The organism is Caulobacter sp. 10L414 (assembly GCF_056395525.1).
Genome location: NZ_JBFTJR010000054.1, coordinates 1 through 12581, shown reverse-complemented (window position 1 = coordinate 12581; position 12581 = coordinate 1). Strand labels below are relative to the sequence as shown.

Below are 12581 nucleotides of genomic sequence, written 5' to 3'. Positions count from 1 at the left end.
GTCAGGCCGCCGTCTCGGCTTGCCCGGCGCGCGCCTCGGCCAGGGCCAGCTGGCCGCGCAGGAAGTCGCCGAACTCGATCCCCTGCGCCTTCAGCGCCTTGGGATACAGCGACGAAGCCGTCAGACCCGGCAGGGTGTTGGTCTCCAGATAGACGAGGCCATGGTCGGAGACGATGAAGTCCGAGCGCGAATAGCCGCGGCAGCCCAGCGCCTTGTGGGCCTTCAGGGCCTGGTCCTGCAGGGCGGCGTTGATCTCCGGCGCGAAGGTGGCCGGGCAGATCTCGACCGTGTCCTTGGCCAGGTACTTGGACTTGTAATCGAACTTGCCGGCCGAGGGACGGATCTCCACCGGCGGCAGGGCGATGACCTCGCCATTGGCCAGTTCCAGAACGCCGCAGGTCGACTCCAGCCCCTGCACGAAGGGCTCGATGACGTAGGGCATCTCCTTGGCCGCCTCGGCGACGGCCGCCAGGTCGGCGGGACCGTCGACGAAGATCAGGCCATAGCTCGAACCGTCCTCGGCCGGCTTGGCGATCAGGCGGCCATAGTCGGCCAGCGCGCTCTCGGCGCCCTCCAGGAAGATGCTCTCGGGAACCGAGACGCCCGCCCTGCCGACGACTTCCTTGGCCAGGATCTTGCCGAAGGCCAGGCGGCTGGCCTCTGAGCCCGAGCCGGTGAAGGCCACGCCCTTGGCTTCGCACAGCGCCTGCAAACCGCCGTCCTCGGCGAAACCGCCGTGCAGGCTCAGCAGCAGCACGCGGTCCTCACGGGCCGCGACGTCCAGCGCCGCCTCGATGTCGCCGATGGGCGCGCCTTCGGTCGGCAGGTCCAGCTCGAAAGGACGCTCATGGCCCAGAAGCACGCCCTGGCTGGCGACATAGACCCAGCCGTCCGGAGCCCAGAACCAGAGGTCGGCTTCAGGCAGGGTCCGCGACAGGCCCTGGGCGCTGGCCACGGCCACGAGACGCTCGCGGCTGGGGCCGCCGAAAAGGATGGTGGTGCGCATCGTCTCGTACTCGATCAGGCCAGCTCGAAGGGTTCCAGGCCCGCCAGGCGCATGGCCTTGGGGCGTTCCGGGACGGCGCGCGGCTGAACGCCGCGCACCTCGTCCGCCACGTGGCGGATGTGGTCGGGGGTGGTGCCGCAGCAGCCGCCCAGAATGTTCACGAGGCCGTCCTTGGCCCACTCGTGCAGGGCGTGGCCGGTCTCGTGCGGCTCCTCGTCGTACTCGCCCATGGCGTTGGGCAGGCCGGCGTTGGGATAGGCCGCGACCAAGGTGTCGGCGATGCGGGCCATCTCGGCGATGTGCGGGCGCATCAGATCCGCGCCCAGGGCGCAGTTGAAGCCCACCGCGAACGGCTTGGCGTGCTTGATCGAGTTCCAGAACGCCTCGGCGGTCTGGCCCGACAGCGTGCGGCCCGAGCGGTCGGTGATGGTGCCGCTGATCCAGATCGGCAGCTCCTCGTGGCCCTCGTCGCGCCAGTCGAGGATGGCCTTGATGGCGGCCTTGCAGTTCAGGGTGTCGGTGATGGTCTCGATCAGGAAGAGATCGACCCCGCCCTGGTACAGGGCGTCCACCTGCTGGCGATAGGCCTCGTAGACCTGGTCGAAGGTCACCTTGCGCGCGCCCGGGTCGTTCACGTCCGACGACATCGACAGCATGACGTTCAGCGGGCCGATCGAACCGGCGATGAACTTCGGACGCTCGGGATTTTCGGCGTTCCAGCGGTCGGCGACCTGGCGGCCGATCCTGGCGCCTTCCAGGTTGATGTCCCACACGTCCTGTTCGCCCAGCCGGTAGTCGGCCTGGGCGATGGTGGTGCCCGAGAAGGTGTTGGTCTCGGAGATGTCGGCGCCGGCCGCGAAATAGGCGTCGTGCAGCTCGGCCACCAGATCGGGCCGAGTCAGGCACAGGATGTCGTTGTTGCCCTTCATCTGGCCGTCGAAGTTCGCGAAGCGCTCGGCGCGGTAATCGGCCTCACCCAGCTTCTTCTTCTGGAACATCACGCCCCAGGAGCCGTCGAGGATGAGGATGCGCTCCTTGGCGGCGGCCTTGAGGGCGGCCACGCGGTTGGCGCGAATGGAAAGGTCGGTCATTTGGCGGCTCCCTGCTGGCGCGCCAGTTCCTGGTTGAACCGGGTCTCGTAGCCGTCGACGAACTTGCCCAGTTCAGTCGGATCGATGAACGCGTCGGCGTCGCCGCGCAACTGCTTCTGGCGCTTGGCCAAGAGGTCGCCCTGCTCCTCGTGGCTGGGCAGCATCACGTCGGTCGGGATCGCCCGCAGCGCCGCGAAGCTGGCCCGGTAGTCGGCGACGATCGACTTGTGGGTCTTGTTGCCGACCAGCACGTTGCCGGCCACCGACAGCGAGCACGGGAAGGTCACGTTCAGCGCCCGGCCCCGATCGACCACCTGGGTGGTCCAGCTGGTGCAGCCGATGGTGTGGCCCGGCGTCAGGTGCGCGACCAGAGTCGAGCCGCCCATCTTCAGCTTGGTCTCGTCGCCGAACGCCTTGTCGACCTTCACCGCCGGAAAAGGCGTCAGGCCGTTGGCGTTGTCGCCGAAGTGCTGGCCCTTCTCCAGGGCGGGCTTGTCGGCGCGCGAGGCCCACAGCTTGGCGCCGGTGTCGGCCTTCAGCTGGGCCAGGCCGCCGGCGTGGTCGTAGTGGGCGTGGGTGTTGATCAGCACCTTCACGTCGGAAAGCTTGAAGCCCAGCGACTGGATGTTGCGCTCGATCAGCTTGCCGCCTTCCGCCGACGGCCCGCCGTCGAGCAGCACATGGCCTTCCGACGTCGTGACCAGCCAGGCCGACAGCCCCTCGGAGCCGACGTAGTAGATGTTGCCGACCACCCGGTAGGGCTTGATCGGCCGCACCCAGTTGGCGTTGTCGTCGGCCTTGGCCACGACGCTCGTCGAGGCAAGGCCCAGCGCCAGGGCGAAGACCAGCGCCCTCATGCGGCGGCCTCCTGGGCCGGCGCGCTCTCGCGCACGCCCAGCACGCGGCAGATGGCGTAGACGAGGTCGGCGCGGTTCAGCGTGTAGAAGTGGAAGTCGTTGAAGCCCTGCTCCTGCAGCTTGGCGCACATCTCGGCGGCCACCGAGCAGGCGATCAGGCGGCGGGTCTCCGGATCCTGGTCCAGCCCCTCGAACAGGTTGGCCAGCCACGACGGCACCGAGGTCTGGCAGGCCGCCGACATGGTCTTGAGGCCGTTGAAGTTGGTCACCGGCATGATGCCCGGCACGATCGGGATGGTGATCCCCGCCGCGCGCGCCTTGTCGACGAAGCGCAGGAAGGCGTCGATGTCGAAGAAGAACTGGCTGATGCCCAGGGTGGCGCCGGCGTCGACCTTGGCCTTCAGCACGTCGATGTCGTGGTCCAGCGACGGGCTCTCGGGGTGCTTTTCGGGATAGACCCCGACCAGCACCTCGAACGGCGCGATGCCGCGCAGCGCCGCCGTCAGTTCGGTGGCGTTCTTGTAGCCGTCCTCGCGCGGCACGTAGACGCCGCCGATGCCGCCTTCGCCGGGAGGCGGGTCGCCCCGCAGCGACACGATGTGGCGCACGCCGATGTTCCAGTAGTCGTGGATCACCTCGTCGACCTCGGCGCGGCTGGCGCCGACGCAGGTCAGGTGGGCGGCCGGCTTCAGCGAGGTCTCGTCGAGGATGCGCTTGACCGTGCGGTGGGTGCGCTCACGGGTCGAGCCGCCGGCGCCGTAGGTCACCGACACGAAGGCCGGGTCCAGCGGGGCGAGGCGCGTGATCGCCTCCCACAGGCTGGCTTCCATCTTCTCGGTCTTGGGCGGGAAGAACTCGAACGACACGCGCGGCCGGGCGGCGCCGACGGGGCGTTCGCCGGCGCGGGCCACCGGCCCGATCACGCGGCGGGTGGGCGGCAGGGTCATGCGGCGGTCCTTTCGGCCAGGGCCGCGCCGGGTCGACGGGCGGTCCAGATCTTGACGGTCAGCCCCTCGGCCGTGGTCGGCGGCAGGGCGATGTTGGTTTCGGGCACGAGACCGCCGGCCTCGATCCAGGGCAGGATCTCGTCGTCGGCGAAGCCCAGGCGGCGATGCTGGTGAGCCTCGCGCAGGAACTCGTGGTCGTGCGGGGCGAAGTCGGCGATCAGCAGCAGGCCGCCGGGGGCCACCAGGCGCGCGGCCTCGGTCACGGCCGCGGCGGGGTCGCCCAGATAGTGCAGCACCTGGTGGACGGTGACGAGGTCGGCGCCGCCCCCCGGCAGGCCGGTGTCGAAGATGTCGCCGTGGCGCAGCTCGCAGGCCGTCAGCCCGGCCTTGGCCACCTCGTCGCGGGCGATGTTCAGCATCTGCTGCGACAGGTCCAGGCCCAGCGCGTTCACCGCCCGGCCGCCCAGCAAGGTCAGCATGCGGCCGGCGCCCGCGCCCAGGTCGACCATCTCGTCGAACGGACCCTCGCCGGTCGCGCGCAGGATGGCCGCCTCGACCTCCTTCTCGTCGACATAGAGCGAGCGGATCTCGTTCCAGCGCGCGGCGTTGCGGGCGAAATAGGCCTGGGCGCCGGCCGACCGCTCGGCGCGCACGGCGGCCAGTTGGCTGGCGTCGCCCCGCACGATCGCGTCGTCGGCCTGGATCAGCGCCAGGGCCGCGGCGACCACCGCCCCGCCGCCGGACGTGCCGGCCAGGCGATAGAACACCCAGGCCCCGTCGGGAAAACGCTCGACCAGTCCGGCCTCGGCCAGAAGCTTCAGATGGCGGGAAACGCGCGGCTGGCTCTGGTCGAGTATCCGGCACAGCTCGAGCACCGAAAGCTCCTCGACGGCCAGCAGCGCGAGGATGCGCAGACGGGTGCTTTCGCCCGCCGCCCGAAGTACGTCGACAACCTGTTCGCTCGCTAGCGCCATAGGGATATAAAGATATCTTTATGTCCGATTTGGCAAGCGAATTCTGCGCCGACGGGACGCTCCTTATCCCGCCGGCCGGAGATCAAAAAGCCCCTTGGCGCGACCACCGCGCCATGATCGGGGATAAATCTTCCAATCTCGCCCAGTTCAGCCTTCGGCGGCCGGCTGCCAGAGCTCGACCTTGAAGCCCGCCGGATCGACCAGCCAGGCGAAGCGCCCGTACTCCTCGTCCTGCCGCCCCGTCGGCTCGACGCCCTCGGCGGCAGCCTTGGCCAGCACGCCGTCGATGTCGTCGACGATCAGGTTGATCATGAACGGCGCGGTCGAAGGCTCGAAATAGCGGGTGTCGGCGGGGAACGGCGACCAGTTGGTCATGCCGACCTTGGGATGCGGAAACATCGCCCCGCCCCAGTCCTCGACCTTGATCCCCAGCACCCGGGCGTACCACGCGGCCAGGCCCTTGGGGTCCTCGGCCTTGAAGAACACCCCGCCCAGACCCAGCACCTTGGCCATGCGATCCCCTTCCCTCTTTCCAGGCGCCGACCCTGTCAGGCCGCCACGGGGCTGGCCAGAGGCTCGCCGTGGAAATAGCGGCGCAGGTTCTCCAGGGTCAGGTTGACCATGGCCGGAATGCTGTCGAGCGTCGCGCCCGCCATGTGCGGCGTCAGCACGGTGTGGGGCACATCGGCCCAGCGCGCCGGGGGCGTCGGCTCCTGCTCGAAGACGTCCAGGGCGGCCATGCCCAGGCGTCCGTCCTTCAGCGCGGCGACCAGGGCCTCCTCGTCGACCAGCGACCCGCGCGACACGTTGACCAGCAGGCCGTGCGGACCCAGGGCGTCGATGACCCCGGCGTTGACCATGTGACGGTTGGCGGCGTCCGGGCGGGCGCAGACCACCAGGATGTCGCTGTCGCGGGCCAGGGCCAGCAGGTTCTCGGCGCGCGGCCAGGCGGCCTCCTTGGGACGCGGGCCCCACCAGGCGACCTTGACGTCGAAGGCCTCCAGACGACGGGCGACGGCCTCGCCGATATGGCCAAGGCCGATGATCCCGGCCTTGCGGCCGCGCAGGCCGTGGCGCGCGCCCATGCGGTCCATCGAGGTCCAGCGGCCGGCCCGCACCCGGCGGTCGCCCTCGGCGATGCCGCGCCAGGCGCTCAGCAGCAGGCCCAGGGCGTGGTCGGCCACGTCGCCGGCGTTCAGCCCCACCGAATGGGTGACCGCCAGGCCGTGGGCCCGGCACCAGGGCACGTCGACGCCGTCATAGCCGGCGCTGACGCAGGCGATCAGGCCCAGGCGCGGCATTTCCGACAGCAGGTCGCGCGGCAGCACCATCTCGCCGGCGTGGACGATGGCCTGCACCTGCTTGCCCGGCCCCTCCAGGAAGGCCAGGCGATCGGGATAGTCCCACAGGCGATGCACCTCGTAGGCGCCTTCCAGCAGCGGCTGCATCGGCAGCAGCATCTCGTGCGAAAGGACGATGTGGGGCTTCACGACGGGGGTCTGCGACATACGGCTTCTCCAGTCCCGGCGCGCGGCGGACTATCTCCGCCGCCGATCCGCGGGACGATCGTTCTTGGCTGGGACAGGCTACTCCTCTGACGCCCGCGCGCCAGCACTCAACACGCGACGCACGAACATCTGAAGCGCCGCTCTCAACCCGCCATGGTCGCCGGCGGTTCCGTGCGCGGCGAAGCTGTGAACGCCTTGACCGCGAAGGGGTTTTATCGACTGGCGCCGAGAACGGCGCTTTAGGGAGAGCTCCCATGTTCACGAAAACCCTCCTGGCGGGCGCAACGCTCGCCCTGATCGCCTCCGGCGCCGTGTCGGGCGCGGCCGTCGCGAACCCGAAGATCAAGGCCTCGGCCGCCGTGGCCTCGCCCAAGCAGCCGATCCCGTATGGCCAGCTGGAAGCCTATTCCAAGGCCTCGCCCAAGCAGCGCGCCACCAAGGACTGGTGGGCCGGCGAGGCGGCGACCGGCGCCGCGGCCGACACCTCCGCCACCCTGCCGCCCGCCACGATGAACGGCGCGATGTCCGGCGACGCGGCGGCCAGCACGGCGGTCAATCCGCCCAGCGCCGACGCCCCGCCCTCGATGCCGACGACGCCGCCGACCAACACCCCGCCCGACGACATGATGGCCCCCGATCCGGGCTCCAACCTGCCCGGCTCGGATCCGAACATGCCGCCCAAGGAACCCAAGTAGGCGCGCAAGAAAAAAGGGGCGGCCCCGATGGAGCCGCCCCTCTCTATCTGTTTTCGACCTTCGGCCGCCGCGCTTAGCGGGCGAACTTCTGGAACTTGATCCGCTTGGGGATCAGGCTGTCGGCGCCCAGGCGGCGCTTCTTGTCTTCCTCGTACATCTCGAAGTTGCCTTCGAACCATTCGACGTGGCTGTCGCCCTCGAAGGCCAGGATGTGCGTGGCCAGGCGGTCCAGGAACCAGCGATCGTGGCTGATGACCACGGCGCAGCCGGCGAACTCTTCGAGCGCCTCTTCCAGGGCCTGCAGGGTTTCGATGTCCAGGTCGTTGGTCGGTTCGTCGAGCAGGATCAGGTTGCCGCCGGTGGCCAGGGTCTTGGCCAGGTGGACGCGGTTGCGCTCACCGCCCGACAGCAGGCCGACCTTCTTCTGCTGGTCGCCGCCCTTGAAGTTGAAGCTGCCGACATAGGCGCGGCTGTTGATCTCGCGCTTGCCGACGACCATCACGTCGGTGCCGCCGCTGACTTCTTCCCAGACCGTCTTGTTCGGGTCCAGCGCGTCGCGCGACTGGTCGACATAGGCCAGCTTCACGGTCTCGCCGACCTTGATGGTGCCCTGGTCGGGCTGCTCGCGGCCGGTGATCAGCTTGAACAGGGTCGACTTGCCGGCGCCGTTGGGGCCGATGACGCCGACGATGCCGTTCGGCGGCAGGCGGAACGACAGGTCCTTGAACAGCACCTTGTCGCCGTACTCCTTCTCCAGGCCGTTAACCTCGAGAACGACGTTGCCGAGGCGCGGGCCGGGCGGGATCTGGATGTGGGCCTGGGTCTGGGCGGCGCGGGCGTTCTCCTGCGCGGCGACCATTTCCTCGTACGAGGCCAGGCGGGCCTTCGACTTGGACTGACGGGCCTTGGGCGAGCTGCGGACCCATTCCAGTTCGCGGGTGAGCGCGCGCTGGCGGGCTTCCGATTCCGACTGCTCCTGGACGACGCGCTTCTGCTTCTGCTCGAGCCAGCCCGAGTAGTTGCCCTCGTAGGGGATGCCCTTGCCGCGATCCAGCTCCAGGGTCCACTTGGTGACCTGATCCAGGAAGTAGCGGTCGTGGGTGACCAGGATCACGCAGCCCGGGAACTCTTCCAGGTGGTGCTGCAGCCAGGCCACCGACTCGGCGTCCAGGTGGTTGGTCGGTTCGTCGAGCAGCAGCATGTCGGGCTTGCTGAGCAGCAGGCGGGCCAGGGCGATGCGGCGCTTTTCACCACCCGACAGGCTCTCGATGTTGCTGTCGTTGGGCGGGCAGCGCAGGGCGTCGATCGCCATCTCGATCTTGGAATCGATGTCCCACAGATCCTTGGCGTCGATGATCTCCTGGAGCTTGGTCATCTCCTCCATCAGCTCGTCGGTGTATTCCTCACCGAGCTGGGCGGCCAAGGCGTTGTACTTGTCGAAGACCTTCTTGTCCTCGCAGTCGGCGATCACGTTGCCCCAGACGTCGAGCGTCGGGTCCAGCTGCGGCTCCTGCGGGAGGTAGCCGCGCTTGACGCCGTCGGCGGCCTTGGCCTCGCCGGAAAATTCCTTGTCCAGGCCGGCCATCACCTTCAGCAGGGTCGACTTACCCGAGCCGTTGACGCCGACCACGCCGATCTTGGCGTCGGAATAGAACGACAGCCAGATGTTCTCGAAGACCTTCTTGCCGCCGGGATAGGCCTTGGTCAGGCCCTGCATCTGGAAAATGTATTGCTGCGCCATGAGGGGCTTTTCGTCTCTCGGGTCGGGGTGCGGGGATCGGCCGCTCAAATAGCGGCTGGGGCCGGTTTGCGCAATCTCGGCCCCTTCACACGTTCGTCGCCGGACTGTCGACCAGGCGACAAATAACCGTCGCAGCCCCGTCGCCGATCCACGTTAGGCGAACAGCCCCAGACGCGCCCCGGCGGCCTCCCCGCCCCCGGCGCACTAGGGGATAGTTCAGATGAAGTCCGCCCTCCTGCTCAGCGCCGCCCTAGGCGCCCTTCTCTTCGCCGCGCCCGTGCTGGCCGCCGAGACCCCCGCGCCCGAACCGGCGTCCGCCGCCGCCGAGGTCGAGGCGGTCATCGTCATCGGCCAGGGCCAGAGCCGCCAGGTCCAGATCCTCAACGAGGACAGCATCGCCGCCCAGGCCGCCGGCACGAGCCCGCTGAAGGCCATCGACAAGCTGCCGGGCGTCTCGTTCCAGTCGGCCGACCCGTTCGGCGCCTACGAATGGTCGACCAGCCTGTCGATCCGCGGCTTCAACCAGAACCAGCTGGGCTTCACCCGCGACGGCGTGCCGCTGGGCGACATGAGCTACGGCAACCACAACGGCCTGCACATCAGCCGCGCCATCGCCAGCGAGAACATCGGCCGGGTCGAACTGGCCCAGGGCGCCGGTTCGCTGGGCACCGCCTCGACCTCGAACCTCGGCGGCACGCTGCAGTTCTATTCGCGCGATCCGTCCGAAAAGATGAGCGGCCAGCTGAACCTGACCGGCGGCTCGCAGAACATGCACCGCGTGTTCGCCCGCTTCGAGACCGGCGCCATCGACCAGATCGGCGGCCTGCGCGCCTTCTTCTCGGTCGCCGACCAGAAGACCGACAAGTGGAAGGGCGGCAGCGAGCAGAAGCAGCGCCAGTACGACGCCAAGGCCGTCCTGCCGATCGGCGAAGGCTCGCTGACCGGCTTCTACACCCGCTCGGAGCGCCGCGAGCAGGACTACCAGGATATGTCGTTCGAGATGATCAAGCGTCTCGGCCGCGACTGGGACAACCTGATCCCCAACTGGAACCTGGCGATCGCCGCGGCGCGCGCCTACCAGACCGGCACGGCCCTGCCCGCCCCGTTCGCCACGGTCGACGACGCCTACTACGCCGGCGCCGGCGTGCGTGACGACGACCTCTACGGCGCGATCCTGGCCCTGCCGTTCGGCGACCGCGTCGACTTCAAGGCCACCGCCTACCAGCACAAGAACAAGGGCCAGGGCCTGTGGTACACGCCCTACCTGGCCAGCCCGGGCTTCGGCACGGCCGGTTCGGACGCCGCCCCGCTGTCGATCCGCACCACCGAATACGACATCGACCGCGGCGGCCTGATCGCCAGCCTCTCGGTCGACCTGGGCGCCCACAAGCTGAGCGGCGGCTTCTGGACCGAGACCAACCACTTCAACCAGGCCCGCCGCTTCTACGCCGAGACCGTCTCGCGTCCGTCGCGCGATCCGCTCGACTTCCAGCAGAACCCGTTCGCCACCCAATGGCAGTACCGGTTCAAGACCGAGACCCTGACCGGCTACATCGAAGACAGCTGGGCCGTGACCGACGCCCTGAAGATCAACTTCGGCTTCAAGGCCATCAAGGTCGAGAACAGCGTCGAGACCGTGGTCGGCAACCCGCTGTCGGGCACGATCAAGAGCGAGGAAAGCTTCCTGCCGCAGGTCGGCGCGGTCTACGCCTTCGGCAACGGCCTGGAGCTGTTCGGCGGCTACACCGAGAACATGGCCGCCTACGTCTCGGCCGCCACCGCCGGTCCGTTCGCCTCGCAGAGCCAGACGGTGGTCGACTACGTCGCCAAGACCCTGGAGCCGGAAAGCTCCAAGACCTGGGAGGGCGGCGTCCGCTATCGCAACGGCGCGTTCCAGGGCGTGGCCGCGGTCTATGACGTGACCTTCGAGAACCGCCTGCTCAGCGCCTCGACCGCCTCGCCGATCCTGGGCCTGCCCGCCGTGCTGTCGAACGTCGGCTCGGTGAAGACCCGGGGCGTGGAGCTGGCCGGCGAGTACCGCCTGACCGACGCCTGGTCGGTCTACGGCTCGTACACCTACAACACCTCCGAATACGAGGACGACGTCACCAACGGCGACGGCACCATCGCCGCCCGCACGGCTGGCAAGACCGTCGTCAACACGCCCAAGAACCTGTTCAAGGGCGAGGTGAAGTTCGAGCAGGGCGGCTTCTTCGCCCGCCTCGGCGTCAGCTACACCGGCGAGCGCTACTACACCTACGAGAACGTCGGCGGCGAGGTCGACGGCTACACCGTGGCCGACCTGACCCTCGGCTACCGCTTCGACGGCGAGGGCTGGAGCAAGGGCCTGGAGATCCAGGCCAACATCACCAACCTGACCGACGAGGACTACATCTCGACCGTCGGCTCGGGCGGCTTCGTCAACCGCGACACCGCCGGCACGACCATGACCCTGCTGCCGGCCCCGCCGCGCCAGGGCTTCGTGACGATCAAGAAGGCGTTCTAGGCCCTCTTCCAGTCCAGACCGCGCGGCCGGGAGGCGACTCCCGGCCGCGTTTCGTTCAAGCTTCGCCTAAAGAGCCTAGGGGAAACGCCCGTGACCGATCTCTCCCGCCGCTCGGCGCTCGGCCTGTCGGCCGCCGCCCTGGCCGTCGCGCCTGCCGCCGCCCAGGCCGCCCAGGCCGCCCAGGCTGTCGTCGACGCGCCCCACCCCGCCCTCGACAAGCCGCTGACCCGCATCGCCTTCGGCTCCTGCGCCAAGCAGGACAAGGACCAGCCGATCTGGGAAGCGATCTTCGCGACCAAGCCCGACCTCTTCATGTTCCTCGGCGACAACATCTACGCCGACACCCGCGATCCCAAGGTGATGGCCGCCAAGTACGCCATGCTGGCCGCCAAGCCGCACTTCAAACGGCTGCGCGACGAGATCCCCGTCGTCGCCATCTGGGACGACCACGACTTCGGCGAGAACGACGCCGGCGGCGACTATCCGATGAAGGCCGAGAGCCGCCGCCAGTTCTGCGACTTCTGGGGCGACCCCTCGAACTCGCCGCGTCGCACGCGCGACGGCGTCTACGCCGCCTACGTCTTCGGCCCCGAGGGGCGCCGGGTGCAGATCCTGCTGCCCGACCTGCGCTGGAACCGCACGCCCCTGGCCGAGAAAACCTTCAAGGGCGGCTACAAGGCCTGGGCCGTCGCCCGCGGCCTGCAGGGCAAGGAGACGCCCGGCCCCTACGACCGCATCCCCGACTACGACGCCACCATGATCGGCGAGCCGCAGTGTACCTGGCTGGAGGCCCAGCTGGCCCAGCCGGCCGACCTGCGGATCTTCGGCTCCAGCCTGCAGGTGCTGGCCGACTTCGCCGGTTGGGAAAGCTGGATCAACTACGCCCGCGACCACCAGCGGCTGTTCGAAGCCATCCGCCGCCAAAGGGCCGAACGCCTCTTCTTCGTCAGCGGCGACACCCACTACGCCGAGGTCTCCAGGCTGGACCTCAACGTCCCTTACCCGATGTGGGACGTCACCTCGTCGGGCCTGACCGAGGTGTGGCCGGTCACCCCGCCCAATGCCCTGCGCGCCTCGGCCGTGCTGCGCGAGCGCAACTTCGGCCTGATCACTATCGACTGGTCCCCGCCCGCCCCCAGGGTCACGATCGAGATCCGCGACGAGAAGGGCCAGGTTCGCATCACCCAGGCGATCGACGCGGGAACGCTGAAGATGGGGTGAGTCAGAAACAAAAATCCTCCCCCTCTGGGGGAGGT

Annotated in this window: 11 protein-coding genes; 3 read left to right on the top strand and 8 right to left on the bottom strand. The window is 68.8% G+C overall.

Annotated features, from left to right (window positions below):
* Position 1: 1 nt before the first annotated feature.
* The 7 genes from AC1DCG_RS19275 to AC1DCG_RS19245 form a co-directional block, all read right to left on the bottom strand.
* Positions 2 to 1006 carry a D-alanine--D-alanine ligase family protein gene (locus tag AC1DCG_RS19275; RefSeq protein ID WP_477031233.1) on the bottom strand — a complete coding sequence of 335 codons (1005 nt, stop codon included), beginning with the start codon at positions 1004 to 1006 and terminating at the stop codon, positions 2 to 4.
* Positions 1007 to 1020: 14 nt separating this feature from the next.
* Positions 1021 to 2097, bottom strand: a complete 1077-nt coding sequence (locus tag AC1DCG_RS19270) for a homocysteine S-methyltransferase family protein (protein WP_477031232.1) — start codon at positions 2095 to 2097, stop codon at positions 1021 to 1023.
* On the bottom strand, positions 2094 to 2954 hold the full coding sequence (blaCAU, locus tag AC1DCG_RS19265) for a CAU/MBL1b family subclass B3 metallo-beta-lactamase (RefSeq protein ID WP_477031231.1): 861 nt from the start codon (positions 2952 to 2954) through the stop codon (positions 2094 to 2096). The genes AC1DCG_RS19270 and blaCAU overlap by 4 nt, the downstream gene beginning before the upstream one ends.
* Complete coding sequence (gene metF, locus AC1DCG_RS19260; RefSeq protein ID WP_165262767.1) at positions 2951 to 3901, bottom strand: methylenetetrahydrofolate reductase [NAD(P)H]; 951 nt, start codon at positions 3899 to 3901, stop codon at positions 2951 to 2953. Before metF ends, blaCAU begins: the two co-directional genes overlap by 4 nt.
* Positions 3898 to 4875, bottom strand: coding sequence for an ArsR/SmtB family transcription factor (locus tag AC1DCG_RS19255; RefSeq protein ID WP_477031230.1), 978 nt, complete (start codon positions 4873 to 4875; stop codon positions 3898 to 3900). Before AC1DCG_RS19255 ends, metF begins: the two co-directional genes overlap by 4 nt.
* 147 nt (positions 4876 to 5022) lie before the next feature.
* On the bottom strand, positions 5023 to 5388 hold the full coding sequence (locus tag AC1DCG_RS19250; RefSeq protein WP_165262771.1) for a VOC family protein: 366 nt from the start codon (positions 5386 to 5388) through the stop codon (positions 5023 to 5025).
* Between the two features lie 35 nt (positions 5389 to 5423).
* Entirely contained in the window at positions 5424 to 6383 is a 960-nt protein-coding gene (locus tag AC1DCG_RS19245; RefSeq protein WP_165262773.1) for a 2-hydroxyacid dehydrogenase, read from the bottom strand.
* Between the two features lie 254 nt (positions 6384 to 6637).
* Here AC1DCG_RS19245 and AC1DCG_RS19240 point away from each other — a divergent pair, with 254 nt between their 5' ends.
* Entirely contained in the window at positions 6638 to 7078 is a 441-nt protein-coding gene (locus tag AC1DCG_RS19240) for a hypothetical protein (protein ID WP_477031229.1), read from the top strand.
* A gap of 73 nt (positions 7079 to 7151) precedes the next feature.
* Here AC1DCG_RS19240 and ettA read toward each other — a convergent pair whose 3' ends face one another.
* Positions 7152 to 8819, bottom strand: coding sequence for an energy-dependent translational throttle protein EttA (ettA, locus tag AC1DCG_RS19235; protein ID WP_165262777.1), 1668 nt, complete (start codon positions 8817 to 8819; stop codon positions 7152 to 7154).
* 220 nt (positions 8820 to 9039) lie between these two features.
* On the opposite strand from ettA, the gene AC1DCG_RS19230 reads away from it, so the two are divergent.
* Positions 9040 to 11325, top strand: coding sequence for a TonB-dependent receptor (locus AC1DCG_RS19230; protein ID WP_477037128.1), 2286 nt, complete (start codon positions 9040 to 9042; stop codon positions 11323 to 11325).
* Between the two features lie 90 nt (positions 11326 to 11415).
* Positions 11416 to 12546, top strand: coding sequence for an alkaline phosphatase D family protein (locus AC1DCG_RS19225; protein ID WP_477031227.1), 1131 nt, complete (start codon positions 11416 to 11418; stop codon positions 12544 to 12546).
* Positions 12547 to 12581 lie beyond the last annotated feature (35 nt).